The 25,600-nt window shown below is 61.9% G+C and carries 22 protein-coding genes; 9 read left to right on the forward strand and 13 right to left on the reverse strand.

Annotation, left to right across the window (positions count from 1 at the left end):
- Positions 1-4: 4 nt before the first annotated feature.
- The 3 genes from MB02_RS11225 to MB02_RS11235 are packed head-to-tail and all read right to left on the reverse strand — an operon-like array spanning position 5 to position 3,945.
- Positions 5-1,438 carry a phosphotransferase family protein gene (locus MB02_RS11225; protein ID WP_067537171.1) on the reverse strand — a complete coding sequence of 478 codons (1,434 nt, stop codon included), beginning with the start codon at positions 1,436-1,438 and terminating at the stop codon, positions 5-7.
- Positions 1,439-1,468: 30 nt separating this feature from the next.
- Positions 1,469-2,941: a phosphotransferase family protein gene (locus MB02_RS11230; RefSeq protein WP_067537174.1), complete on the reverse strand. Its 1,473-nt coding sequence runs from the start codon at positions 2,939-2,941 to the stop codon at positions 1,469-1,471.
- The gene (locus tag MB02_RS11235) at positions 2,938-3,945 is read right to left on the reverse strand and encodes a hypothetical protein (protein ID WP_067537176.1); all 1,008 of its coding nucleotides are present in this window, start codon (positions 3,943-3,945) and stop codon (positions 2,938-2,940) included. The genes MB02_RS11230 and MB02_RS11235 overlap by 4 nt, the downstream gene beginning before the upstream one ends.
- 263 nt (positions 3,946-4,208) lie before the next feature.
- Here MB02_RS11235 and MB02_RS11240 point away from each other — a divergent pair, with 263 nt between their 5' ends.
- The gene (locus tag MB02_RS11240) at positions 4,209-6,356 is read left to right on the forward strand and encodes a TonB-dependent receptor (protein WP_170304711.1); all 2,148 of its coding nucleotides are present in this window, start codon (positions 4,209-4,211) and stop codon (positions 6,354-6,356) included.
- A 112-nt stretch (positions 6,357-6,468) separates the two neighbouring features.
- Here MB02_RS11240 and MB02_RS11245 read toward each other — a convergent pair whose 3' ends face one another.
- The 10 genes from MB02_RS11245 to MB02_RS11290 all read right to left on the reverse strand — a co-directional run bounded on the left by MB02_RS11245 (position 6,469) and on the right by MB02_RS11290 (position 16,983).
- Positions 6,469-7,665: a hypothetical protein gene (locus tag MB02_RS11245; protein WP_067537182.1), complete on the reverse strand. Its 1,197-nt coding sequence runs from the start codon at positions 7,663-7,665 to the stop codon at positions 6,469-6,471.
- Between the two features lie 20 nt (positions 7,666-7,685).
- Positions 7,686-8,795, reverse strand: coding sequence for an NADH:flavin oxidoreductase (locus MB02_RS11250; RefSeq protein ID WP_067537184.1), 1,110 nt, complete (start codon positions 8,793-8,795; stop codon positions 7,686-7,688).
- On the reverse strand, positions 8,792-10,225 hold the full coding sequence (locus tag MB02_RS11255; protein WP_067537187.1) for a phosphotransferase family protein: 1,434 nt from the start codon (positions 10,223-10,225) through the stop codon (positions 8,792-8,794). The genes MB02_RS11250 and MB02_RS11255 overlap by 4 nt, the downstream gene beginning before the upstream one ends.
- A 10-nt stretch (positions 10,226-10,235) precedes the next feature.
- A complete protein-coding gene (locus MB02_RS11260) occupies positions 10,236-11,216 on the reverse strand; it encodes a hypothetical protein (RefSeq protein WP_156495495.1) in 981 nt (326 codons plus the stop codon).
- A gap of 106 nt (positions 11,217-11,322) precedes the next feature.
- Positions 11,323-11,928 (reverse strand): 2-hydroxychromene-2-carboxylate isomerase, encoded by a 606-nt coding sequence (locus MB02_RS11265; protein ID WP_067537194.1) that lies wholly within the window; start codon positions 11,926-11,928, stop codon positions 11,323-11,325.
- Complete coding sequence (locus tag MB02_RS11270) at positions 11,925-12,713, reverse strand: 2-keto-4-pentenoate hydratase (protein ID WP_067537197.1); 789 nt, start codon at positions 12,711-12,713, stop codon at positions 11,925-11,927. The genes MB02_RS11265 and MB02_RS11270 overlap by 4 nt, the downstream gene beginning before the upstream one ends.
- On the reverse strand, positions 12,713-13,759 hold the full coding sequence (gene dmpG / locus MB02_RS11275; protein ID WP_067537199.1) for a 4-hydroxy-2-oxovalerate aldolase: 1,047 nt from the start codon (positions 13,757-13,759) through the stop codon (positions 12,713-12,715). The genes MB02_RS11270 and dmpG overlap by 1 nt, the downstream gene beginning before the upstream one ends.
- Positions 13,756-14,700 (reverse strand): acetaldehyde dehydrogenase (acetylating), encoded by a 945-nt coding sequence (locus tag MB02_RS11280; RefSeq protein WP_067537202.1) that lies wholly within the window; start codon positions 14,698-14,700, stop codon positions 13,756-13,758. Before MB02_RS11280 ends, dmpG begins: the two co-directional genes overlap by 4 nt.
- Before the next feature lie 15 nt (positions 14,701-14,715).
- Positions 14,716-15,510 carry a 2-keto-4-pentenoate hydratase gene (locus tag MB02_RS11285; protein WP_328585421.1) on the reverse strand — a complete coding sequence of 265 codons (795 nt, stop codon included), beginning with the start codon at positions 15,508-15,510 and terminating at the stop codon, positions 14,716-14,718.
- A 12-nt stretch (positions 15,511-15,522) separates the two neighbouring features.
- Positions 15,523-16,983, reverse strand: a complete 1,461-nt coding sequence (locus MB02_RS11290; protein ID WP_067537205.1) for a 2-hydroxymuconic semialdehyde dehydrogenase — start codon at positions 16,981-16,983, stop codon at positions 15,523-15,525.
- Positions 16,984-17,122: 139 nt separating this feature from the next.
- Between MB02_RS11290 and MB02_RS11295 the strand changes: the two genes are divergently transcribed.
- The 8 genes from MB02_RS11295 to MB02_RS11335 all read left to right on the forward strand — a co-directional run bounded on the left by MB02_RS11295 (position 17,123) and on the right by MB02_RS11335 (position 25,543).
- On the forward strand, positions 17,123-17,818 hold the full coding sequence (locus MB02_RS11295) for a GntR family transcriptional regulator (protein WP_067537207.1): 696 nt from the start codon (positions 17,123-17,125) through the stop codon (positions 17,816-17,818).
- A 20-nt stretch (positions 17,819-17,838) separates the two neighbouring features.
- Positions 17,839-18,753 (forward strand): LysR family transcriptional regulator, encoded by a 915-nt coding sequence (locus MB02_RS11300; RefSeq protein WP_067537210.1) that lies wholly within the window; start codon positions 17,839-17,841, stop codon positions 18,751-18,753.
- Positions 18,754-19,188: 435 nt separating this feature from the next.
- Positions 19,189-19,986 (forward strand): alpha/beta hydrolase, encoded by a 798-nt coding sequence (locus MB02_RS11305; protein ID WP_067537213.1) that lies wholly within the window; start codon positions 19,189-19,191, stop codon positions 19,984-19,986.
- Between the two features lie 22 nt (positions 19,987-20,008).
- Entirely contained in the window at positions 20,009-21,160 is a 1,152-nt protein-coding gene (locus MB02_RS17445) for a dipeptidase (RefSeq protein ID WP_170304712.1), read from the forward strand.
- 3 nt (positions 21,161-21,163) lie between these two features.
- Entirely contained in the window at positions 21,164-21,484 is a 321-nt protein-coding gene (locus tag MB02_RS17450; protein WP_082826128.1) for a 2Fe-2S iron-sulfur cluster-binding protein, read from the forward strand.
- A gap of 33 nt (positions 21,485-21,517) precedes the next feature.
- Positions 21,518-22,441, forward strand: coding sequence for a catechol 2,3-dioxygenase (locus MB02_RS11325; protein WP_067537224.1), 924 nt, complete (start codon positions 21,518-21,520; stop codon positions 22,439-22,441).
- A 149-nt stretch (positions 22,442-22,590) separates the two neighbouring features.
- Positions 22,591-23,805: an acyl-CoA dehydrogenase family protein gene (locus MB02_RS11330; RefSeq protein ID WP_067537227.1), complete on the forward strand. Its 1,215-nt coding sequence runs from the start codon at positions 22,591-22,593 to the stop codon at positions 23,803-23,805.
- Between the two features lie 109 nt (positions 23,806-23,914).
- A complete protein-coding gene (locus MB02_RS11335; RefSeq protein WP_235829492.1) occupies positions 23,915-25,543 on the forward strand; it encodes an acyl-CoA synthetase in 1,629 nt (542 codons plus the stop codon).
- Positions 25,544-25,600: the final 57 nt, after the last annotated feature.

The raw sequence follows: 25,600 nt of genomic DNA on the forward strand, positions 1-25,600 counted from the left end.
ACTCTCAGGCAGGATGAAGGGCACCGCCGGGCAGGAGCGCCATCAGCTTCTCCTGCACCCGGCGGAATTCGATGAAGCTGACCGTGCCCAGGAACAGGTCGTCGTGAATGCCGACGTGATATCCGCTGAAGGCGACGATGTTGCAGACCGCGTGGAAGGTCCACCGCCAGACGTGGAAGTAGTGAACCAACTCCATCGCGATATCCGCTCCCCCAGCGGCACGGTAGGCGGTGAGGAACTCGGCATAGTCCAGGGCTTCCAGCACGTCGGGCGCGACGTAGCCCAGATCCTCCGCGGGATGCCCGATATGGGCCAGCTCGAAATCGAGGACTGCGGTCAGCCTGCCCTTGTCGAAAAGGACGTTGCGCATGTCGTAATCGCCATGGACCAGCGTCCTGCGATCGTCGATCAGCGACGCATGGTTGTACAGCCATACGAAAGCGGCCTCCACCAGCGGATGGGGTTCGCGCTGACAGCGTTGGAGACGATCATGATAGTCGTCGAGGACGGCGAGGAAAGCCTCGCGGTTGCTCTCGGGATTCTTCGCGAGCGGTAGCCGGTGGACATCAACGGCGTGCAGCCCCGCCAGCGCCGGGGCCAGCTGCAGCACCATGTCCGCCCAGGCGCGCTTGTCGTCCGGCGTGGCTCGCGCCATCCCGGGAGGGCTGCCCGCGACCCGCTTCATGATAAGGCAAGGCCCGTCGAGCGGGGGCTCGCTGCCGGTCTGCGCGGCGATGCACCGGGCGACCGGCTGCCCCTGCGCGCGCAGCGCGTTGAGCAATTCGAACTCACCCGAGGCGCTGGTGGGAATGATCTCGAAACCGCGGTCGCGGCGCAGGATCGCGGGGATCGGATCGGCGTCGAGGCCGACGAGATCGAAGCTGTAGTTCTCTTTCGAATAGACCCCGGCCGGCCGCACGAAATTTGTAGCGGCAATATCGGGATTGGCGGGAAAGCGCGCCTTCAGGAACGCCGTCACCGCCTCGGCCGTCAGCGGCGGTGTTTCCTGCCGCTGCGCGCCGAACAGTTCTTCGCGGCTGCGCGCCGCGCCGGACAGAGCTTCGGCCATGCGGGCAGCGCGGCGCTCGGCTTCGTCGCGCAGCGCCCTGACGAAATCATCGTGGTCGACGCTACGATCCCCCGCATTGCGCGCGCGGCGGGCCCTGGCGCGGGCCGCCCCGGCTAAGGCCGCAGCGCCATCGGGGTCTTCGGTCAGTACCGCGCCGCCATGCGCACGCAGCAGATCTCGCGCCGATCGCGAGGCTTCGTCATCGATCGCTCGCCCCTCTTCCGCACGCATGATCAGGAAATCGATCGCCGCGGCCAGGCGCTGCGCGCGGACGGAGCGAAATGCGTCGTCGGGCAAGCCCGGCTCCACCAGCTCGTGACGGATTGCACGGAGAAAGATCGCCATCTGGGCTTCGAAGGGTGCTGACATTAGTGGTTTTCCAACACAAGGTCGATCGACCTAGACAAGGGGTTGCAGCGCGCGGGGGGCATTGTCGCCCCACGTCTCCACGTACTGTGCGATCATCGTGCCCAGCCTTCTCAACGAAGGCGCGCGCAGTTCTATTTCGGCGTTGAGCAGGCGCAGCTGACTTGCTCCGCCGACGAATAGATGCGCGGGTCCCACATTAAGCGTCGTGGCGAGCCGCGCCAGCATCAGGATACGGAAGAACGTTAGCGTCTGTTCGGACGGCACGGTGCCGCCGGCCCGCGCATAGGCGTGCATGACGCGCCCCCAGTCGAGCGTCCCGTGCGCCGCGTTGAATACGTAGCCGAGGTCCATACCGGCATGGCCGATCTGGGCGTTCTCCCAATCCAGCAGGCACGCGAGCTCGCCGTCGTCCATCAACATGTTATGAAAGCCCACGTCGCCGTGGATGAGGCAGTTCGGGCCGAGGTCTTCGGGCAGATGTGCGGCCAGCCACTTCCATGCGCCCAGCGTCGCCGCCGAAGGCGCATGCGAATTGCGCGTCAGGAGGCCCATCATGTCGTCCACGTAGCGCCTGACCGCTTCGGCTCCCGACTGTTGCCAAAGATCGGTGCGGATCGATTCGGTGAGGTCGCCCAGTTCGACCATCGCCGGCAGCGAATGGAGACGCCCCAAGGTCTCGCCCAAGCGATCGTTCAGGCGCGGATCGAAGTGATCGGTGGCCCCTGCGAGGGTACCGATGGCCTTGCCTCGACTTCTTCGCATGACGATGAAATCGGGGCCCGGCAGCATCGCCGACCGGCTCTCCAGCCATAGCGCCTCGGGGGCTGGAAAGCCGTGGCGCTGCACGGCCCGGATCACGGCGTATTCATGGCGGACGCGATGGCAGGCCCCCGGCACCAGTTCCACCGAAGGATCGCGCCGGATGACAAATTCGCCCTCCAGCGCCCCGCCCTTGGCGCGAAAGAAATGGGTCTCCTTCCCGAAACCGCCCATCAGTGGATTGAAGGCTTCCAGCTCCAGCCGTGGATCCGCGAAACGCGTCCGCAGATATGCTTCGAAACCTTGCGCCGTTATCGCCTGCTCTTTCCCCCGAGCGGCGCCGATCTCCGCACCCAGCGCCCTATCCATCGCATCGGCCTCCATTCGGCAGAGCTGCGCGACCGCTGTGCCCCCCGGCGATCGCGAAGCCGAAACGTGTCGCTCCGCGGCACCAAGCAGCGACCTGGCGACGTCCCAGCCATTCGCGGCCGGAACGCCAGCGGAGCGGCGGTCCGCGGTTTCGTCATGCCGTTGGGCAGTGCCAGCCTCCAGCCCCGCCAGCGCCTCGATGGCGCACGCGCTCCCATGGCGCTCCCGCTCGAGCAAGAGTCGCAGTGCCGTTCGAAAGGCGAGTTTGCTCGACGTCAGGCCCGCTTCACCTTCGTCTGGAAACGCCATGCGCTCGCACGCCTGCAGCATCGCTTTGAGCAAGTGGCCTGCGGCATCTGAACCGTGGCCGATCATTCGGGGAACGGACTCGGATTGAAGCTGCGTTCGCTCCAGCCGGGCCCTTCCGCGCCGTCGAGCCGCCAGATCACCGCTTCCTCGTTCGACGAGGCAGCATGGAAGCCGGGCATCACCCCCGGCGACTTGTCGTAAGGAGAGCAGAAGGCGGCGGGCATGCTTGCGACGAAGCGGACGATCTCGAAGGTCATCGCGCCCAGCTCGCTCTCCAAGGTGATGGCATAGGGCCTGGCGTGATCGCCCGGCCTATCCATGAAATCGATCGACTCCACCCGGGCCGGGTAGCGCTTTGCGCCATGCGTCAGGCTGGCCTTAGCCATCGGCTCGGCACCGCCGTGCACCGCCATGGAATAGACGTTGAAGGTCAGGTCCCTGTCAGGAAACCACCCTTGCGCCCAGCAGTGACGATGGAGCTGGGTGATCACGCGAATGCCGCGACTGTGGTCACGCTGTCCGAAAGCGGCGTTGATCGCATAAGTCTCGTTGCGATAGGCGATGGTTCCCGAAACTGATCCGACCTGCTCTACGTGCAGCTTGCCCGCGAGGTCTTCGGCGGCTCCCGCCTGGCCGCTCATATCCCACGGCGGCGCGACGCCGTCGAAGAGAAGCTCGATCCGCAGGGGCCAGAGCGGCCGCGCCGTCGCGCCCCGCGCAAGAAGATCGGCCCGCGAGTCCAGGCTCGCAGGTCCGTCGAAGGCCAGCCGATAACGCTGCCCTTCCTCAATCACCGCGATCTCGAATAGCGATGCACGCATCCGGCGATCGTCGTCGCTACGGCCGAACGCCTTGTGATAGATGATCCGATCGCCCGGCAGAGCAAGCATGAAGAACTCGCGCCAGACCGTCGGTTCGAGCGGCCATCGTCCCAGCTGGCTGGCCAGCGCAACGCCGCTGGCGGGGTCGCTGATCATGAACGCGTAGTTTTCGCTCCACATCGGGACTGCGGGAAACGATGCCAATGGATAGTCATCAAGCATCGCCGATTTGGTCACGCTTTTCATCATTCTTGCAACCTGCTCCCTCCAACTTCTTTACGAGCCCCGCTCGTCTCCCAGTGACTCGTTGCATGTGACGATAATCGGCACGCAACGGCGGTAAACACATTTTGAAATAAAATCGACATTTTTATCTTTAGTCGATAATTGTATTGACACAACGCCATGTCGCATCAATATGGCAAAGCTGAGGGTAGGGCTCCATCGCACGCACGAGGGCACCTTCAGGGTTTATCAGAATTGCGAGGGGGAGGTACTGAGAGATGAGGAGCTTGATCATAGCCGCCATGGTCGGGTCGGCGCTCACGCCGGTTGGTGCGATGGCCCAGGGCGTCGAGGCGGCGGAAGCCCCCGAAACCGCCGGGGACATCATCGTCACCGCGCAGCGGCGCGAACAGCGCCTGACCGACGTGCCGATCTCGATCAGCGCGATTTCGCAGGAAACGATGCAGAACCAGCAGATCAAGACGACGCTGGACCTGCCCAAGCTCGTTCCTGGCGTCGAGGTATCGCATAATGGCGTGTGGGTGACGCCGACGATCCGCGGCGTCGGCAGCCGCGTGGGCGAGAACAGCGTTGCGCAGTATATCGACGGCGTTTACATCCCGAACCCGGTGAGCGCGCTAAGCGAGTTCGCGGCGGTCGAGCGGGTCGAAGTGCTGAAGGGTCCGCAGGGCACCCTGTTCGGCCGCAATGCCACCGGCGGCGCGATAACCATCATCACGCCCGATCCCAAGATCGGCGAGGTCGAAGCGCAGGGCAGCGCCTTCCTCGAGGAGCGCAACGGGTGGGGCGGGACGGGCTACGTCAGCCTGCCGATCGGTGACAAGTTCGCTCTCAGCATCTCGGGCAACTATCGGGAATCCGATGGTTGGATCAAGATGGGCGTCAACAACATCGTCGGCGGGTCGCAGCCCGTGCCGGCCGGAACCCCGCTGAATGCCGTGAAGCATTCGGGCCAGCGCGTGAAGCTGCGTTTCAACCCCGATGCGGATTTCGATGCGATTCTGACCTTCTGGCACGGAAAGCTCAACGATTCCGGGGCAACAGTCTATCCGGCGATATCCAACCAGTTGCTGGGCGGCGATGTCGACCTGCCGCCCTACCGGGCCTTCGTCGGCTTCGTCCCGACCAATGACGTGGAGTTCACGCAATACTCGCTGAAATGGACCAAGCACTTCGGCGACACCAGCCTCCAGTCGACTACCGCCTATCGCAAGGACGACAACTTCATCAACGTCGATGTTTCGCAATCGACGATCGCACCGGTGCAGGCGACCTGGGCTTCTACGCAGAAGACCTTCTCGCAGGAATTCGTCCTCAACAGCAAGATCGGCCCACTGGACGCAGTCGCCGGCCTGTTTATCTACGACGACAGATTCGTGAAGGAATACATCGGCGCCTTCCATCACCAGGACACGTTCTCGGTAGCGCCATTCATCGATCTGACCTACAATATCACCGACAACCTCCGCGTCATCGGTGGCCTGCGCTATACCTACGAAAAGCGTTCGTTCACCTATGACGCCTTCGACGGCAGCGTGTTCTTCAAATCCGACAAGAGCTACAACAACATCTCACCACGTGCCGTCGTCCAGTACGATCTCGACGATCGATCCAACGTCTATGCGTCGTTCAGCCAGGGCTACAAAAGCGGGCTTTTCAATACCGATGCGACGGGTCTCGTTTCGCCTGACGACCTTGCTGCGCAGCCGCTCAATGCCGAGAAGCTGACCGCTTACGAGATCGGCTACAAGCGCGGCAGCCGCTTCCTGAACCTCAGCCTCGCCGGGTTTTTCTATAAGTGGGAGAACATCCAGACCAACCGCTACGTCAATGGCAACACGGTCGCACAGAATGCCGCCGAGGGCGAGATCTACGGCGGCGAGTTCCAGCTGACGGTCAATCCCACCAACTACCTCAGCATCTTCGTCAACGGGGCGGTGATGCACGGCCGCTTCACCAAATTCCCGGACGGGAACGCGAGCGTCCAAGGAACCGCGGGCGATCTCTATGACCTTAACAACCCGGTCGATCCGCTCGTCGTGAACGTGTCGCAAGACTGGAAGGGACTCCGCCTGCTCAATGCGCCCGATCTCAGCATCAATGGCGGCTTCAATCTCGATATTCCGGTCGGCAACGGCACGCTGACGTTGACGCCAAACGTCAAGTATTCGAGCCGCTTCGCCTCCAACGGCATCCTCCTCGACACCTCGGGTAAGAACCTCCTGGAACGCGGTTCCGAAGTGCTGGTGGACATGTCGGTCGGCTACAAGATCGGTCAGTTCAAGGTTTCGGCCTACGCCCGCAATCTGCTGGACAACAACTTCTATTCCGAACCCAACTACAATGCCCTCGGCTACTACGGCCTGTGGAACGAACCGCGCACGATCGGCGCACGGATCGAATTCAAATACTGAGCCGGGAACACGGGACCCGGACACGTTAAAGCCCCGCCGAACGGCGGGGCTTTTTGCATGACCTTATGTGCATGGCTGTTCCGGTTCGGGAGTCCGGCTCGCGCCCTCTTCCCTATTCGAACCCGTAGGGACGATAGCGACCGTTGATCCAGTGCTCGACATGTGCGGCGCCCCTGCCGACCGTGCCGTCCGGGCCTGTCACCCTGACCGCGCAGAGATAGACCATTCCTTGGACCTTCGAGCTGCCGGCTCCGAACATGTCGGTTGAATCTTCGGCTGCCTGGTAGGGTTTGTAGTCGATCGGCTGCACGGAGAAGTCGAAGCTGTCGCTCTCCAACGCCAGTTCCTCGGACCCGTGATAGGTGTGAACGTTTCCGCCGTCCTTCCAGCCACCGGGAAAGTAGCCACTGGTCTGGGCGATCCAAGGCGGCGACACGACGTCGAATTCAATGGTCCACGCTCCGCCTGCGGTGTCAGTGATCGCCATCGTGACCGAGTCCAGCAGCCGTGTGCCGTTCCGATAGGTTGCCGTGTGGGCGGCGGTCGCGATTTCGAACTGCCGGTCCCATCCGGCGAACAGCGAGCCGCCCAGCGCGGTTCCGAACACGTCCGAAAAATCGCGCTGAACACCGTCGGCATCCTCGTGCAGATGGAAGAAGCCGCTGAAGGGATCGGCCCGCAGGATGATCCAGAAGCGCAATGCCCGTTGCAGTCCCGGCGCCAGCTTGGGGGGCAGCCATTTGGGATCGGGCGATAGCGGCAGGCGCTCGGCGTAGAGGCCCCACGAATGGTCGCGCGCGCAGCTCCAGCCGGAGGGGTCGACCATCCACTCGCGTTCGCCTAGCTTGATCCGCCCCTCCGGTCTGCCGGCTTGGCAGTAGCGGCTTTGATCGGTGGTGCGGCGCATCCTGTTTTCCGCTAGGTGGTGCTCTTCCAGCACGGCCGGGGAAACGCCGGTCCAGACCAGATCGAAGCTCAGCCCCGTCTCGTTTTCAGCCAGCGACACCCGAAGTTTCTTCAAGGGCTCGACGACCTCGACCGCGAAGGGGCCAACGACGGTGCGCATGTCCTGACGCCAGCAACGGCTGAACCGCGTCGTATGCTGCTTGCCGGCGACATTGAGGATTGCAAATCCGCCGATGATGTCGGAATTGGGGTTTACCCGGTAGCCCACCGCGAGAAAGACTTTCTCCTCCGGACTGAAGAAGCCGAAATAGCAGCCGTCATCCCACGAAAAATCCGTCGAGGGGATGTTCGCGAAGGTGTGCGAGGTCTGATGGACCGGGAACTCGTCGTAAGGGCTCAACATCGCAGTTTTCCTGGTTCTGGCTAGTAGTAGGTCGCCACGGCTTCGGCCGTGTAGGCTCGCAGTTCGTCGATGCGGTTGTCGCGGATCTTGCGCGCCCACTCCCAGTCCTGAAGCAGCGCCCGGCCGACTGCGACGAGATCGAAGTCGCCGCGATCAAGCATTCGCAGAAGCTGGGTGAGCGGCGAAGGCGCCGCGGGCGTTCCGGCTTCGAGATAGTTCGTCGATATCGAATCGGTGCTGAGCCCCACCGAGCCGACGGTGATGGTCGGCTTGCCGCCGATCGCCTTGACCCAACCCGCCAGGTTCCGGTCGCTGTCGGCAAACTCCGGTTCCCAGAAACGCCGCTGCGAGCAATGGAATATCGAGACGCCGGCATCGACCAGCGGCTCCACCAGACCGGTGAGCTCGGCCGGGCTTTCCGCATGTTTGTAGTCGTAGGCTTCGTACTTGAACTGCGAGATGCGCAGAATCAGCGGAAAGTCCGGGCCGACGCGCCGCCGGCACTCGGCGATGATCTCGGCGGCAAAGCGCGTCCTCGCGCGCAGGTCGCCGCCATATGCGTCGCGGCGCAAGTTCGTGCGGGCCCACAGGAACTGATCGATAAGATAGCCGTGGGCGCCATGGAACTCGACCGCATCGAAGCCCGCCGCCTTCGCATTGACCACGCCCGAGGCATAGGCATCGATGACGGCATCGATCTCGGCCTGGGTCATCGGCTCTCCCACCGTCACCCCTTCCCGATAAAAGCCCGAAGGGCTGAGTATGCGTTCGGGACGGCTGTCGCTGGTCGAATCCGAGGCGAGCGAACCGACATGCCAGAGCTGCGCTGCGATCTTCGCGCCCGTCGCGTGGACTTGGTCGACCACGCGTGCCCAGGCCGCCAACGCCGCTTCACCATATATGTGCGGAACATCGCGCGCGTTCGACGCGGACGGATGATCGATCCAGATTCCTTCGGTCACGATCAAGCCGACGGCGGCAGAGGCGCGCCGCACGTAGTAGTCGGCCACGTTCTGGCCGACGATCCCGTCGGGCGCCATGCGACGGGTCATCGGCGCCATGACTATGCGATTCGGCAGCGCGATACCGGCGGCTTCGGTCGGCGTGAAGAGCGCGGCGACTTCCGTCACTCTCCGAACTCCTGCTGATAGGCCGATATCATTCCGCCAAGCGACTTGAGGATGTGCGGGCGGAAGTAGAAGTCGCCCGATAGCAGGCGCAGGTCCGAAACTTCTCCCGCGAAGAGTTTCGCGCTTGCCAAGTTGGTGCTGACGGCGTTGCGCGCCTGCATGAAGATGCGGAAGAACTCGAAGTGCCGCCGAGGGATCGCGGGTCCGCCCGCCGCCTCGTAAGCCCGGATGACGCGGGACCAGTCGAGGTCGTTACCGCCTGCGTTGAAGGCATATGCGAGGTCTTCGCCGGGATGGCCGATGTGGGCGAATTCCCAATCGAGCACGGCAACGAGCTCGCCTTCGTCGAGAAGCATGTTGTGGAACCCGATATCGCCGTGCACGAGCGTAGCAACGATATCGCTTTCGGGCACGTTCGCGAGCAGCCAGCGGAATATCGCAACCGTCGCCGGAGAATGCGTATGGGGCGCGTTGCGAAACATGGCGAGATAGTTTTCAAGATAGGCCCGGGTGGCGACATGCGCGGGGACACCCCACAGATCAGCCCTGATCGACTCGGTCAGATCACCCAGCGATGTCAGCGGCGGCAGGCCGTGCAGCGTAGCCATGACCCGGCCGAGCTGATCGTTCAGGGTCGAGTCCGGCGCTTTGTCCGCACCGAACAGGTTGCCCCCAGCTTGCCCCCGGCTGCGCCGCATGATGATAAAATCGCCACCGGCTATCTCCGGATGCTCGCAGTCCAACCACAAGACTTCGGGCGTCTCGAAACCCGCGTCACCCGCAGCCTTGATGACGGCAAACTCCGCAGCAACCTTATGGCAGGCATTGGGGATAAGTTGGACCACCATGTCGCGTCGCATGACGAAGTCGCCCGTGAGGGCGGTGCCGGCCACCGAAAAGAGATGCGTCTCCTTGCCGAACCCCCCGTTGAGCGGGCTGCAAACAACGACGCTGAGAGTGTCGTCGTTCAAATAGCGCCGCAAGTATGCCGTCAGCCGCTCGGCGTTCACCTCGTCGGCCATCGTACCGCCTTCACCGCATTCGGCCATGGCAGACAGGAGATCGTCCGCTTCCCAGGTGCACAGCGCCTGAAGCTGGTGAGGGTCCAGCGGCGCTTCGGATTTCGCAAGCTGCGCCTCCGAGCGCGCCAGGATGCCGGTCGCCGCGGCTTCCGCGGCATCCAGCGAGTTGCCGATCTGCGGCGCACCTGTCGCATCGGGCCCCTCCAGTCCGATGGCAGCAAGACCGGCCAGGCGCGCCCGCACCCCTTCCGCCCCGTTTCGTTCGCGCGCGGCCAGAGCGCGCAATGCTGCCGCGAAGAGCCCTCGGCTGGACAGCGGTCCTTCGCTAGCATCGCCATCGATGCGGACACGCGGAGTCGCTTCCACTAGCGCGGACAGCAATGCGGACGTACGGCTAGTCTCGGTCATGCCAAATCTCCTAGCGGCCAAAGGGACGATCGTTGAAGCTGCGCTCGCTCCATCCGTCGCCGCGAAGACCGTCCCATTCCCAGACGACAGCCTCTTCCAGGCCGGTGACATGGTGCTCATCGGGGAAAGTACCGGCGCAGATATCCCACGGCGAAATGAACGAAGTGGGAAAGCTTGCCACGAAGTCGATCACGCGGAACGTCATCTCGCCGAGCTCGGAGGCGAGCGTAACTGAATAAGGCTTCTTTACATCGTTGCGCGCCTCCATGTAAGCGAGGTCGCGGATCGTGGCGACGAAGCGCTTGCCGCCTTGGCTCACGCTCGCGTTCATCATCGGCTCACCCTCGTGGCCGAAGACGAACATTGAATAGAGGTTAAACGTGAGATCCCGCTCGCGAAAGCGTCCCTGCGCCCAACAATGCCGATAGAAGCCGCTGACGTCCCGCGCGCCGCGGCTGTGGTCGCGCTGCATGAAGGCGTCACGGACTTCCCAGCGATCTTTTCCAAAAGTCACCGTACCGGAAGCCGCGCCGACCTGCTCGACATGCATCTTGCCGGCGATATGCTCGGCACTGCTGGCATGTCCGCTCATGTCCCAGACGGGCGCGTCGCTCCCGATTTGCAGATCGAGCTGCAGTCGGTCGAGTGACTGGTTCCCCGTTCCGCGTTCGCGCAACCGCTCCGGCGAAGTCTGCGCGATCGGCCCGTCGAATGTGATGCGGAACCGGTTCGGCTCTGGAAAGATTTCGATCGTGGCCAGCGAAGCGCTGACGGTATTGATGGCGGTGGCCCGTCCCCAACTCTTGTGGTGAAGCATCCGCCCGTCGGGGAGCTGGAGCATGAGGAATTCGCGCCAGACCGTGGGATCGGGGATCCAGCGCCCCATCAACAGAAAGCAGGCGAAGCCCTGTTTCGAATCCGTGATCATGTATGCGTAGTTTTCGCTCCAAAGCGAAATGTCGGGAATTTCTGCCAGCGGATTGTCTTCCATATTCAGATCCTTCCGGTTTCGGTCCGGGAGCATTCACTCCTCTGGCAATCCCGATTGCACCCTTTGCCGTCACTCATCCGTTTTTCGATCACCAGTGCGGTCAAGCTCAGGTTCGCGTCAGCTTCAGCGACGCAAGATAGTCCTGCAGGAAATCGATGCGGTCGTTCCCCCAGAAAACCTCCGTTCCGATGACGAAGCTGGGCACACCGATCACGCCATCGGTTCGCGCCCGCTCCCAGTTATGCGCAAGTGTGTCGAGATAGGCGGTGTTGCACAGCGCGCCTTCCACGACGGCGACCGGCATGCCAATCTGCGCGGCAATATCGTGCAGCACTTCAGGCTGACCGATGTCGCGACCTTCGCCCCATTCAGCATGCATGGCCATGACGACGAATTCCCGCAAGAGGCCGAGTTCCAGTGCTGCCAGCGAAATGAGCGCAGGATTGGTGGGATCGGTATCCGCAGGTGGCGGGACGAACGGAATGGCCAAGCGTGCACACCAGCGCGACACGTCTTGACGGGCCAGGGGTACCTTCTCCGCCGCGCGCTCGGGCGGTGAGCGACCGTTCCAGCCGCTGAGCGGCATCCAGGCAAGGGTCACGTCGAAGGGTTCGAGCGCTTGGAACAGTGATTTCGACGCGAGGTAGCAGTAGGGACTGCGAAAGTTAAAGTAGACGCGCACTTCACGGTCGAAATTCCGTTCGCCAGTCATTTTTCACCTTTCGCAGCAGCAGCGACCGAGAAGCCGACCATGCCCAACTCCTGCATTTGGAGGCGGACATGGTCACCCGGCATTAGCGCCTGAGCCGCCGTTGCCCCGCCAGCCATCAATATCCAGCCGGCTTCCAGCTCCAAATTCTGTTCCGCCAGCAGCCGCGATGCCGCGGCCAGCGCGCGTGCCGGATGATTCAAGATGGCAGCACTCGACCCGACCTGGACGGGGCGTCCGTTTATTTCGAGTGACATGCCCAGGTTTGAAATGTCGGTGGCCGGACTGAACCAGCTTCCGGTGACATAGCTCGACGACGACGTATTGTCCGCGACGACGTCGGGCAGGTTGAACTTGAAACCCTCATAGCGGCTGTCGATGATCTCGATGGCAGGCGCGATCGCCTCCACGCAATTCATCGCCTCTACGAGCGTTACCTTCCCCGAGAGCGGCTTCTTCAGGAGAAAAGCGATTTCCGGCTCGGCACGCGGATGGACATAATCCGCCAGCTCGATTTCGCCGCCATCTTCGACCCTCATGGCATCGGTGAGACGGCCCCAAATCATGTCGGACAGGCCCATCTGGATTTGCTTGGCCCGGCTCGTGAAGCCCATCTTGACTCCGCTTGGCGTTTCACCCCGCTGATATCTGCGAGCGAGGGAGGCGGCCTGAACGCGATAGGCCTCGTCGAGGTCGAGATCATGCCCGCTCAGCGAAAGTTGCGGAATGGCTTTCGCGAAGCGTGCAGCGTCATCCACGATTGTCGCGATTGCTTGGAAATCACGCATCACGATACCTTCTCTCGTTCAGCGATCAGATCCAGAGCCACGTCGACGATCATGTCTTCCTGCCCGCCCACCATCTTGCGACGGCCGAGTTCGACGAGGATGGTGCGCGTGTCGAGGCCGTAGGTCTCGGCGGCCTTCTCGGCGTGGCGCAGGAAGCTCGAATAGACCCCCGCATAGCCGAGCGCGAGCGTCTCGCGGTCGACGCGCACTGGGCGGTCCTGCAGCGGGCGCACCAGGTCCTCGGCCGCGTCCATCAGCATCATCACGTCGCAGCCGTGGTTCCAGCCCTTGCGGTCGGCGGCAGCGATAAACACCTCCAGCGGAGCGTTGCCCGCGCCCGCGCCCATGCCCGCGAGGCTCGCGTCGATCCGCACTGCGCCTTCCTGCGCCGCGACGATCGAGTTGGCGACGCCAAGCGACAGATTGTGGTGCGCGTGGATGCCGCGCTGCGTCTCGGGCTTCAGCACCTTGTCATAGGCGCAGAGGCGCTGGCGCACCCCGTCCATGTCGAGCGCGCCGCCCGAGTCGGTGACATAGACGCACTCGGCGCCATAGCTTTCCATGAGCAGAGCCTGCTGCGCCAGTGCCTCGGCGTCGATCATATGGCTCATCATCAGGAAGCCCGACACGTCCATGCCGAGGTCGCGGGCGATGCCGATATGCTGTTTCGACACGTCCGCCTCGGTGCAGTGCGTCGCGACGCGCACCGACCGCACGCCAAGATCATAGGCGCGCTTCAGCTCCTCGACCGTGCCGACGCCCGGCAAGATCAGCGTCGTCAGCACCGACTTCGTCAGCACCGAGGCGACCGCCTCCAGCCATTCCCAGTCGGTGTGCGCACCGAACCCATAGTTGAAACTCGCGCCATTGAGCCCGTCGCCGTGCGCGACTTCGATCGCGTCGACGCCCGCTGCGTCGAGCGCGCTCGCGATCGCCCTAACATGGTCAATGCCGTACATGTGGCGGATCGCGTGCATCCCGTCGCGTAGCGTGACGTCCTGGATATAGAGCTTATCGCCCGCCTCGACGTCGAACGTCCTGGTCATGCCGTCACCTTCTTTCCGTTGCGGATGCGCTCGGCGAGCAGTTCGCCCGTCGCCTTCGCCGCCGCGGTCATGATGTCGAGATTGCCCGAATAGGAGGGCAGATAATCGCCCGCACCCTCGACCTCGAGCAGGATCATCGTCTTGATGCCGGTGAACTCGCCGCAGCCGGGGATCTTCAGCTTGTTGTTGTCGCCGAAACGCTCGAACTGCACCTCCTGCTTCAGGCGGTAGCCGGGGACATAGGCCTGCACCTTCTTCACCATCGCCTCGACCGACGCGCGGATCGTCTCTTCGTCAGCGCCTTCGGAGAGGGTGAACACCGTGTCGCGCATGATCATCGGCGGTTCGGCAGGATTGAGAATGATGATCGCCTTGCCCTGCGCCGCGCCGCCGACCTTCTCGATCGCGCCCGCGGTGGTTCGCGTGAACTCGTCGATGTTGGCGCGTGTGCCCGGCCCCGCCGAGCGCGACGCGACCGACGCGACGATCTCCGCATAATGGACTGTCGCCACCTGGCTAACGGCGGCGACCATTGGGATCGTCGCCTGCCCGCCGCACGTCACCATGTTGACGTTTCCGGCGTCGAGATGGTCCTCGCCGTTGACGGTCGGGATCGTATACGGGCCGATCGCCGCCGGGGTCAGATCGACCACCTGCTTGCCGTCGGCGCGCAGCGCGGCGTCGTGGACCTTGTGCGCATAGGCGCTGGTCGCGTCGAAGACGATGCCGATCTCGGGATAGACGTCCATCGCCTTCAGCCCGTCGATCCCCTCATGCGTCGTCGCGACGCCGCGTTCGCGCGCCATCGCAAGGCCTTCGGACGCCTCGTCAATGCCGACGACCGCCACCAGCTCCAAATTCTGCGGATATTTGATCATCTTTATCATCAGATCAGTGCCGATATTGCCCGACCCGATAATCGCTGCCTTGACCTTGTTCATTTCCTGGGACCTTCCTTAGGCGTCCATGATCGCACGGACGCTCCCGAGACCGTTGATGCGGGCTTCATAAATTTCGCCCGGGCGGGCGGGGACCATCGGCCCGAGGGCACCGGAAAGCACCGTGTCGCCTTCACGGAGCGGCCGTCCGACCTTGGCCATCTTGCGCGCCAGCCAAAGCGTGGCGTTGAGCGGATTGCCGAGGCAGGCAATGCCGGCGCCGGTCGACACAGGTTCGCCCCGGTTCTCGATGACCATGCCGCAAAGGGTCGGATCGAAATCGGATAGACGAGCGGGACGGGTGCCCAGCACATAGAGGCCCGACGATGCATTGTCGGCGATCGTGTCGAAAATGCCGATCTTCCAGTCCGCAATGCGGCTATCAACGATTTCAATCGCCGGCAGAGCATAGTCGATCGCACCGATCACGTCCGTCAGCGTCAGGCTTTCCCGATCCAGCGGCTTGCCGAGCACGAACGCGATCTCGCCTTCGATGCGCGGTTGCATGAGACGGTCAGCCGGTATGGCTTCGCCATCGCAAAAGGCCATGTCGGCGAAGAGCATTCCGAAGTCGGGTTGGTGAACGCCCATCTGATGCTGGACCGACCTGCTGGTCAGGCCGATCTTGCGTCCGGCGAGCCGGCGTCCGGAAGCCAGGCTCGCGAGAGTGTTGACCTCCTGCACGGCATAGGCGTCTTCCAGCGTGGCGCCGGGCAGATCGGGCTGGAACGGCGCACAGGCGACGCCGCTTCCCCCGGCGCGGCGCAGCGTCCCGGCGACCTGCTCGATCTGTTCCACAGACAGATTTGTCACCTTGGCTCTCCCTTACAATTGGACGCACACATTGCGTAGCTCGGTATAGAATTCGAGACTGTGGACACCGCCTTCGCGGCCGATGCCCGACATCTTCGAACCGCCGAACGGCGTCCGCAAGTCGCGCAGGAACCAGCAATTGACCCAGGTCAGGCCGCAGTCGATACGGGCGGCCACACGATGGCCACGCGAGAGATTTTCGGTCCATATCGAGCATGCCAGGCCGTATTCCGTATCATTCGCGAGCGCGATCACCTCTTCTTCGCTGTCGAAGGGCATGATCGCGCAGCACGGTCCAAACACTTCCTCGCGCATGATCCGATGAGAATGGTCGACGCCGGTCCAGATAGTAGGTTCGACCCAGGAGCCTTCCCGATAGGCTTCGCCGATCTGCGGAATGCCGCCGCCGCAAACCACGTTCGCGCCTTCCTGCACAGCGAGTTCATAGTAGCCGAGCACTTTGGCCTGATGCTCCTTGGAAATGAGCGGCCCCATGGCGGTGGCATCATCCGACGGGATGCCGATCCGCAGCGCCTTGGCACGCTCCGCGAGCCGCGCGACGAACTCCTCGAAGATCGGCCGCTCGACATAGACGCGTTCGGTTGCCAGGCATACCTGGCCGCAATTCGAGAAGACCGAGCGCACTGTCCCGTCGATCGCCTTGTCGATGTCGCAGTCGGCAAAGACGATGGCGGGGTTCTTCCCCCCCAACTCGAATGATACGTCGCGGATGCCGTCGGCACAGGCTTTCATGATGGCGGCGCCCGTGCGGGTTTCGCCGGTGAAAGTGATCGCGTCGACGCCGGGATGGGTCGTCAGGAACTCGCCCGCGCTATCGGGACCGAAGCCATGGACGACGTTGAAAACCCCTTTGGGCACACCGGCTTCGTTCATGACCTCGCCGAGCATTGTCGTGGTTGTCGGCGTCTCTTCCGAAGGCTTGACGATCACGGCATTGCCACAGGCAAGCGCAGGCCCAACCTTCCAGGTCATCAGCAGGAACGGCAAATTCCAGGGCGAGATCACCCCGACCACGCCTTTGGGCACTCTCACCGCATAGTTCAGGGCGCCATCGCGGCCGGGAGTCGAGGTCATGAACGACTCCGTCGGGACGTTGCCTACAAGATCGGCAAAAATCCGGAAGTTTGCCGCGCCACGCGGGATGTCGAGATGGCTGGCGAGCGAATGGGGCTTACCTGTGTCGCGGCATTCGGCCGCAACAAAATCCTCTGCTCGGCGGTCGATCCCATCTGCTACTCTATGGAGTACGGCGGCGCGTTGGGCGGGGGCCATCGCGGCCCACTCGGCTTGGCCACGCCTGGCCGCGGCGACCGCCGCGTCGATATCGTCGCGCGACGATTCGTGAACCTTGCAAACAAGGCTACCGTCGATCGGACTGAACTTATCGAAGAGATTCCCTCGCGATCCCTCGACATATTCGCCGGCGATAAAATTATTGATGATACTGAGCATGCCGTCCCCTTCGCTACGCCGCCGGTGCTACGATAAAATCGACAAAAGCTCAATACGCCGATTTTTCTAAAAATGGTGGCAGTTCTGAATCTGTCGCGTATGATCACAGAAAATAGATTAAAAGGTAGTGGTACCTCAGATGACCGAGAAAGTTTCCCCTACGCTCGTTGAGAGTGTGTATCTCCGGATAAGGGAGGACATTATTCGCGGTGCCTTGCCTGCGGATACCAAACTGCGGATCGGAGATTTGCGGCTCCGATATGGCGTGGGGAATAGCCCTTTGCGCGAGGCTTTAAACCGTCTCGTGTCAGAGGAATTGGTGGTATCCGTCGGGCAACGCGGCTTCCATGTCCCGTCGGTTTCGCTCGATGAGCTGCGCGATCTCACCGAAACGCGGGTTTTGATCGAGACGGAAGCATTGCGCCGGTCGATTTTGGCCGGTGACGATGCTTGGGAGGCCGGTGTCGTGGCTGCCTTCTACTCCCTCAGCAAGGTGGAAAAGAACCGGGATCTCGAAAGCGAAGAACGCGAGCGTCGCAATCGCCTCTTTCACGAATCCCTGATGGCCGCCTGCCCACTCAAGAAACTGCTGCAAGTTCACGGCATCCTCTACGATCTCCATGGGCGCTATCGCGCTATTGCCATCGGCCTCGACAAGAGGCGCCGGAATCTTCTTCAGGAGCATGAAGCCATCTACAAGGCCGCACTCGCGCGAGACGTGGAAACGGCTTGCGAGGCGGCCCGTCAGCATATCGTATTGACTGCGCAAGTGGTCGAGGAGCGATTGGAGAGCATGGCGCGCAAGGCACTCAGGCCAATGGCCGTGACCAAATAGAAGATGGCGAGGACGCGGTGATGAACATTCGTCAACTCGCCCAGATCATCACTGTCGCCGAGGCGGGTAATATCTGCAACGCTGCGGAAATCCTCAACATCTCGCAGCCGCCGCTCACGCGCATGATCCGCAAGGTCGAGGCGGAACTCGGCCACGACATCTTTCTGCGCACGTCCAAGGGGATCGAACTGACCGAGGCGGGACGGTCCTTCGTGCAGGATGCCGCTCACGTCATTGAGATGCACCATCGGATGATCGAAAACGCGCGTCGGATAGGCCAAGGCTTGGCCGGGGCGTTCAACATCGGCATCTATGGCTCGACCGCTTACCATTTCGTGCCAGGAGTGTTTCGACGCTTCATGTCCGCCTATCCGGGCGTCAAGATCAATCTGCTCGCCATGGACAGCTCGGAACTTCTTGTCGCGCTGCGTAACCACAAGGTCGCGATCGGTTTCAACCCCCTTTTGGAATCGGCCCCCGATGTCATCATACGCCGTCTTGCGGGCGAACGGCTTCTGATCGCTCTGCCCGAGCAGCACCCCCTCGCGGGAAGACATGCGATCGCTCCTGCCGAGATCGTCGACACACCTCTGATTCTCATGACAGGTCCCGAGCGGGTGAACTATCTCCACATCGCCACCGAGGCGTTTCGTTCCGCCGGCCGTTTTCCCCGCGTAAGCCATGAGGTGTCGGAGCCGGTAGCCTGTCTCTCGCTTGTTTCGAGCGGGTTCGGCTTTGCGCTGGTCGCGGAATCGAGCCGGGAGCTTCCCTTCAAGGGCGTTGTCTATCGCGATTTCGACACCATCGATCCGCCTCGGATCGATCTGGCTTGCACCTACCTCGAAGGCAACCGGGATCCAATGCTGAAAGCTTTTCTCCAAGCCGTCGAGCAGAGCGTTGCCGCTAGCGCGGCCGCACTCGCAGGAAATCGTTGAAATTACATTTTGTCGATATTATAGTCCCGCTACACAAGGCGATCTTGATGATGCGAGAACGATTCGGCGCGTAAGTGATTTCCAGAGCCGATCAGTCTTTCCGGATGCCCTGCGCAAGGAGACGAATTTGGCACGCGGCAACTTCGGCACCGCCGATGACACACTTCGACGCCGCGAATCTTGCAGTAAATTGCAGGGCGTCGCACGGCTCGTGCGCGGACGCCTCTCTGTACCGGACGACATCAGATTCAGCGCTGGAAAAGCAGGATGATGCAAGGGAGCCATAAGGGGGTAAGCCTTCAGGCTCGGTTGCTTGTTCGCGCCTTATCCGTCCTGCCGCTCAAACGCATGTTCAGGGATACCGACCGTCTCCGCGCGGCCATGGAGCGGCAAGGGCGTCGCCGAGCGCCGTTTCCGGCGTGTTCACTGAGGCGCGTGGCTGAAGTGTCCCTTCATGGCGATCCGGCTCATCCCTTGGTCCGGTTGGTTCCGCGTGCTTCCGGGCCTGCCCGAGAGTTGTTCTATCTCCATGGCGGCGCGCATGCGTTCGAGATCAACGGCCTGCATTGGCGCTTCATCACGAAGCTGATCCGGCATGGCGGTTTCACGGTATCCGTTCCGCTTTTCCCGCTCATACCACGGGCTTCAGGCGCGGAGATCAGTGCGCATGTGCGGGACAGCTACCTGCGCCTGCGCAAGTTGGCCCCCGGTATGCCAATCAGCATCGTTGGAGATTCGGCGGGTGCGGGGCTCGCCCTCGGTTTGGCGCTCGATCCGCGAAACTCCGAAGATGAAATGCCTTCCGCCTTGGTGTTGGTGTCGCCTTGGCTGGACCTCGAACTGGCGGATGCGGATCATGTCGCGATCGCTCCGAGCGACCCGCTCCTCGATTTGCCGGGTTTGCGGTGGACCGCCCAATATTTCGCGGGCGACCGCCCCCTCCATGACCCGGCGGTCAGTCCGATCAACGGTGAGCTGAGCCGGGTGCCCCCTGCATTGATCATCACCGGGAGCAGGGACCTGCTTTCGCCGGACGCCCGGCGCCTTGCGGCGCTGGCAGGAGAAAGCGGCCGGAAAGCAGAGCTGCTCGATCGCGCCGGGATGGTTCATAACTGGCCATTTCTGCCGATCCCCGAAGCGCAGGCTGCGGTCGAAGAGATCGTGCGGTTCCTGACTGAAAACAAGGGCGAAGGCGCAGTGCAATCGACACGACAAAAGCCGGCGTTCACCTGAAGGCGCGTTACTGGAGTGGAATTTGACCGAGAGCATCGTAACCACGGCGGCTTTGCAAGAGGCGCGCGAGATCATCCGGGAGAACCTGGTCATACAGGGTTCCGAGCTGTGTCTTTCGCCCATCGGTGGGGGCGACCGGTTCTTGCTCGATGGTTTCGAGCTGTCCGGAAAAGTCATTGACCAATGGGAGGAGGCGGGTCTCGACGTGGTCGGCGTGCCCGTCTTCTGCATAGGCGACGACCCTTTCGCCGGTGCTGTCGAGCATCTATCGCACTGGAACAGCGCGCTGCTCGACCATTCCGATCGCCTTCTGCGAGTTGGCTCGGTAGCCGATATAGCAAGGGCGCGACAAGAACGTCGGATAGGTGTCCTGCTCTGCATGCATTTCGGCGGCATGTTTCGCAGGCTTGACGACGTGGATTATTTTTATCGGCTCGGCCAGCGCAGTTGCGTGATCGTCACCCATGGACAGAACGCCATAGGGAGTCCGCCGGGAGAACGATACGATGCCGGCCTGACCCATTTTGGTGCCGGCATCGTCGAGCGGATGAACGACGTCGGGATGGCGGTTGATATTTCGCACGCCAATGAGCGCACCGCATTCGATGCCCTGGAAGTGTCCACACGCCCGATCTGGGCCAATCATACTGCGGCCAAAACGCTCGGCCCCGCCGCCAAGAACAAGTCTGACGCTCTGATGCGGGCGATAGGGGAAAAGGGCGGGATCATCGGGATTCAGCCCAGCGCCTATCTGATTTCTTCCAAGCCCCAGGTTGGAATCGCTGAACTTGTCGCTTTGGCGGAGCATGTCCGCAAGATAGCTGGCGAAGAGGCTGTAGCGCTTGGTTTCGAGGAGCCGTGGCAGGGATTCGCGCACCTGACAGGTGACCATGCGCCGGTCGGGCCGACAAAGTGGCGCCGCAAGTCCGATCCGCCCCCGGCGCCGGCGGGCGGCGCGGTTCCGGAATTGCACATCGCGGCCATGTTGCGGATCGATCGCTACGCGCTGCTCGTGGCTGCGTTGATCGAGAGCGGCTGGACCAGGGAGAGCCTGGTCCGCTTCCTCGGAACGAATATTCAGCGGTTCCTTACCGCGCAGGAAGCCGGGCGTGAGCACCGCCCTTATGAGTCGCCCGTGCGCTCCGCGGAGATCAACAACGGCACCGTCGTTTAGGCCATGGCCGGTTACAGGATCAGCATCGGTGATGAAGCCGAACCTGTAAGGTGCCGGGAGGGAGAAAGCCTCCTCGATGCGGTGCGGGCAAGTCAGTCGAACGCGGCCATAATCTCGGGCTGCCGGGGTGGAGGATGCGGGATCTGTCGGGTTCGTATCCTCCGTGGCAGCTATCGATGCGATTTGATGAGCCGTGCTCATCTCAGCGTCGAGGAAGAGGCCCAGGGGTTCGCTCTCGCCTGCCGCGTCAGACCATCGAGCGACCTCGTCGTTGACGTCATTGGCCGACTGACGCGCTGCGAGAGGAACATCGCTTACCGTTGATCGGTGTACCATAAGTAAGGGAGAGTATAGGAAATGGCAGTTTCTGGAGTTCTGCGTCCCGGTTTCGTGCAACTGCGGGTGCTCGACATGGAAAAGGCGCTTTGGCACTATCAGACCATCATCGGACTGAAGATCGTGTCCACCGGTGACGACGGCCGCGTGTATCTCCGTGCCTTCGACGAATTCGATCGTCACAGCGTGGTGCTTCGGCCGTCTGACAGCGCGGGGATCGATTGCACGGGCTTCAAATGCGATGGCGAGGCTTTCCTGCTTGGTGCCGAGAAGGCGCTGGAACAGCGCGGCGTAAAGACCGAGTGGGTCGCCGCAGGCGAGCAACCCGGCATGGGAACGCGGCTTCGGGTTCACATGCCGACCGGCCATCTGCTGGACTTCTACGCGGATGCCGAGCTTTCGGAATTCGCCCCGATGACGCGCAATCCGCATGTCTTTCGCGAACCACCCGCGGGCGCCGGGGCAATCCGTTTCGATCATTGCCTGCTTTATGGCACCAACGTCGCCGGTGCATTTGAAATCCTGCATGATGTCTTCGGATTTGAACTCTCCGAGCATCTGGAGGATCCGACGGGCCAGCCGCTTGCGATTTTCCTGACCGCTTCGAACAAGGCCCACGACATCGCGTTTGTCGAGCATCCCGAACCTGGGAAATTCCATCACGCATCCTTCCTCGTCGAGGATTGGGCGGCGATCGGCCACGCGGCGGACCTGATGGCGGTATATGACGTTCCCGTCGACATCGGTCCGACGCGACACGGCATAACCCGCGGCAAGACAATCTACTTCTGGGATCCTTCCGGCAACCGCAACGAGGTTTTCGCAGGCGGATACACATTCTATCCTGACCAGCCGAAGCGGTCCTGGGAGTTTGAACAGGCGGGACCGGCGGTGTTTTACTATGAGAAGAAGCTCAATGAGACGTTTCTTCCGGTCGTGACCTAAGCCATACCTAAACGGGTATTAAGAGGCGCCATCTAGTATTGGACCGGGTAAAGGTCGGGGCGTAGTCCAAATTGTAATTCGCAGGGATCGGCACTCTCGCGGGCGCCGAATCCCACGGATCGCGAAGAAAACAATTTGGAGAGCTATTCATGTATATGAGCAAAATCGGACCTGCGCAGGGCTTGTCCAAAGAAGGGCAGGAATTCATCGAACGGGTGCGCGCGATTGTCCCGAACCTGCGATCTCGTGCACATGGCGAAGAGAAAGCTAGAAAACTCTCGGCTGAAACAGTGAAGGAACTCCGCGATGCGGGTGTCATTCACATGCACCTGCCCAAGGAATTCGGTGGCGGTGAGCTGGGCTTCTGGGAACATTTCGAGATGTCCTATCTCGTCTCCCAAGGATCGGCCTCGGCCGGCTGGGTCGCCTCCTTCCTCGCGCAGTGTGCGATCTGGATACGTAAATACTCACCCAAGGTTCAAGCCGAAGTATTCGGCGATCCCGACTATAATGGTTGCTGCGGCACCAATCAGGCCCGCGAGGGCTCGAACATCCGCAAGGTGGATGGCGGTTGGATCCTCAATGGCCGTTGGGGCTTCAGCTCGGGCTGCATGCATTCGACTTGGGCTGTCGTTAGCGTTGGTCACGAATTCGAGGGCCGCAAGACCCGCATGTTCTGCCTCGTGCCGATGCGTGAGGTGGAAATCGACGATATGTGGTATACCAGCGGCCTATGCGCGACTGGCTCGAATGACATCCTCGCCAAGGACCTCTTCGTCCCCGACGAACGCGTCCAGGACATGGAAACCTACATTTCCGAAGAGGCGCCGGGCGTAAAAGCGGACCCGGATAATGAACTGTCGCGCTGCCCGATCTTCCGCATTGCTGCGCTTGGGCATCCAGCCTATCCGCTTGGTGCGGCGCATCGTGCGCTCGAGATTTTCCGCGAAGACATCCTCCCCCGCCGCGCGCGCTATTGGGGTGGCGGCCCGCTGCTTCAGTCGTCCACCATTCACCGGATTTTCGGCGCTGGCTATGCGAAGCTGCGGGCGGCCGAGATGATGCAGCGCGAAGTTGTGGAGGGCACCATCCAGGGTATTCGCAACGGTTTTTCGCTCGAAGATCGCGCCGACCTCACTCTCCTGTCAGCCACGGCGGTTGATTGGGCGGCGGAAGTGGTTGGAGATATCACGCGTCAGGCTGGCGGCTCGATCCATTTCGACGGACAGGAACTGGATCGGATCAATCGCGACATGCTGATGTTGGGCAATCACAGTACCGGCGATGTCAACTATGCTGAAGAGACCTGCGGCCGCGTTCTGTTGGGGCTCGGGCTTGAAGGGCGCATTCCCGCATTCTTCTGAGGCTATTCGATCAGATCGTGCGGGAGCGGTGTCCGCACGATCTGATTGCCATCACGAATAGCCAAGCAAACGAACCGGTTAACGGTCATGATGAGGAGAGATAAATACGATGTCTGGCACCATGACAGGCGCTGTCCCGACGAATCTGGACGCAATGATAACCGGCGTTCGGGGGCAATCATTGTCAGGGCTGCTGCGGCGAACGGTATGCCGTCACAGGGATCGTGTTGCGTTGGTCTGCGGAGACACGACGTGGACCTACTCCGAATTTGAAGCACTCGTAGACAATCTTGCCGTCGGGCTTGCAGGTGCTGGTATTGGCACAGGTGATCGCGTTGCTTTGCTGGCGCGTAATAGCCATGCCTTTGTCGCGCTGCGTTTTGCTGTCGCGCGTGCGAATGCGGTGCTGGTTCCCATCAACTTCATGCTCAACGCGACGGATGTGGCCTATATTCTCGGCCACTCCCAGTCCCGGCTACTTTTCGTTGATGCCTCGACGGTCGAGGTCGCGCTGAACGCGCGACAACCCTGTGTGGAGCAGATTATCGGGATTCCGGGTGAGTTGAGCTCTCCGCCCGTGGAGGTGCCGGGCTGGGACTCGTTTTTTGGCACGGACGGAGCCCCTGAGCCCACGCGGTTTGGTGATGATCTGCTGCAGATCATCTACACCAGCGGCACAGAGTCGCGTCCGAAGGGCGCGATGCTTTCACACAATGCGGTGCTCTGGGAATATCAGAGCTGCATCATCGACTGCGAATGGACCAGTGACACCATAGCCGTCCATGCCATGCCGCTTTTCCATTGCGCCCAGCTGGACTGCATGCTCGGTCCCGCGATCCAGGTCGGCGCCCGCAACATCGTGACCGGAAATCCATCGGCCGAAAACATCATCCGCTTGCTTGCTGAAAGCCGAGCGAATTCCTTCTTCGCGCCACCGACAGTCTGGATATCCATGCTCCGTTCGCCGGCGCTTGCCGAACATGACCTTAGCAGCCTTGAAAAGGGGTATTATGGCGCTTCGATCATGCCTGTCGAAGTGTTGCGTGAACTGCGTCAGCAATTTCCGGCGCTGAGGCTGTGGAACCTCTATGGGCAGACCGAAATCGCGCCTGTCGCCACGATCTTGCGGCCCGAGGAGCATGACGCGCGCCTCGGGTCCGCCGGACGGCCGACACAGCATGTCGAGACCCGTATCGTCGACGAAGAAATGCACGATGTCGCCCCCCGCGAAATCGGCGAGATCGTTCATCGTTCGCCGCAGCTTCTGAGCGGATACTGGAACGACCCGGAGCGTACCGCGGAGGCCTTCGCCGGTGGCTGGTTTCACAGCGGTGATCTCGGATGGATGGACGACCAGGGCTACATCACGGTGGTCGACCGGAAGAAGGACATGATCAAGTCCGGCGGAGAGAATGTGTCCTCGCGGGAAGTTGAAGAAGTGATCTATCTTCATCCGGCCGTTTCCGAGGTTGCGGTGGTGGGCCTGCCGGACGACCGATGGATCGAGGCTGTGACCGCGGTTGTCGTCCTGCGGCAGGGCCATGACTGCTCCGGAGCCGACCTGATGACATTTTGCGAGGAACGTCTTTCCGGATTCAAGCGACCCAAGGCAATCCATTTTGCGGATAGCTTGCCGCGTAATGCGAGCGGCAAGATTCTCAAGCGCGAACTCCGCCTTTCCGTCGCCAGTCAAGCCGAGGACATCGCAACGGAGCATGGCCCCGTGAAGACAGCCTGAATGGTGTCGTGGACGTGGCGTCACCCCCCTGCGGTCGCCTTTGAAACAATGTTTGAG

Source organism: Croceicoccus estronivorus, assembly GCF_001625325.1.
GTDB classification, from domain to species: domain Bacteria; phylum Pseudomonadota; class Alphaproteobacteria; order Sphingomonadales; family Sphingomonadaceae; genus Caenibius; species Caenibius estronivorus.

Bases quoted from the DNA above. Each gene is read 5' to 3' on its own strand.
- MB02_RS11225 (WP_067537171.1), bottom strand. From the start codon at position 1,438: ATGTCAGCACCCTTCGAAGCCCAGATGGCGATCTTTCTCCGTGCAATC.
- MB02_RS11230 (WP_067537174.1), bottom strand. From the start codon at position 2,941: ATGATCGGCCACGGTTCAGATGCCGCAGGCCACTTGCTCAAAGCGATG.
- MB02_RS11235 (WP_067537176.1), bottom strand. From the start codon at position 3,945: ATGATGAAAAGCGTGACCAAATCGGCGATGCTTGATGACTATCCATTG.
- MB02_RS11245 (WP_067537182.1), bottom strand. From the start codon at position 7,665: ATGTTGAGCCCTTACGACGAGTTCCCGGTCCATCAGACCTCGCACACC.
- MB02_RS11255 (WP_067537187.1), bottom strand. From the start codon at position 10,225: ATGACCGAGACTAGCCGTACGTCCGCATTGCTGTCCGCGCTAGTGGAA.
- MB02_RS11260 (WP_156495495.1), bottom strand. From the start codon at position 11,216: ATGGAAGACAATCCGCTGGCAGAAATTCCCGACATTTCGCTTTGGAGC.
- MB02_RS11265 (WP_067537194.1), bottom strand. From the start codon at position 11,928: ATGACTGGCGAACGGAATTTCGACCGTGAAGTGCGCGTCTACTTTAAC.
- MB02_RS11270 (WP_067537197.1), bottom strand. From the start codon at position 12,713: ATGCGTGATTTCCAAGCAATCGCGACAATCGTGGATGACGCTGCACGC.
- dmpG (WP_067537199.1), bottom strand. From the start codon at position 13,759: ATGACCAGGACGTTCGACGTCGAGGCGGGCGATAAGCTCTATATCCAG.
- MB02_RS11280 (WP_067537202.1), bottom strand. From the start codon at position 14,700: ATGAACAAGGTCAAGGCAGCGATTATCGGGTCGGGCAATATCGGCACT.
- MB02_RS11290 (WP_067537205.1), bottom strand. From the start codon at position 16,983: ATGCTCAGTATCATCAATAATTTTATCGCCGGCGAATATGTCGAGGGA.
- MB02_RS11295 (WP_067537207.1), top strand. From the start codon at position 17,123: ATGACCGAGAAAGTTTCCCCTACGCTCGTTGAGAGTGTGTATCTCCGG.
- MB02_RS11300 (WP_067537210.1), top strand. From the start codon at position 17,839: ATGAACATTCGTCAACTCGCCCAGATCATCACTGTCGCCGAGGCGGGT.
- MB02_RS17450 (WP_082826128.1), top strand. From the start codon at position 21,164: ATGGCCGGTTACAGGATCAGCATCGGTGATGAAGCCGAACCTGTAAGG.
- MB02_RS11325 (WP_067537224.1), top strand. From the start codon at position 21,518: ATGGCAGTTTCTGGAGTTCTGCGTCCCGGTTTCGTGCAACTGCGGGTG.
- MB02_RS11330 (WP_067537227.1), top strand. From the start codon at position 22,591: ATGTATATGAGCAAAATCGGACCTGCGCAGGGCTTGTCCAAAGAAGGG.
- MB02_RS11335 (WP_235829492.1), top strand. From the start codon at position 23,915: ATGTCTGGCACCATGACAGGCGCTGTCCCGACGAATCTGGACGCAATG.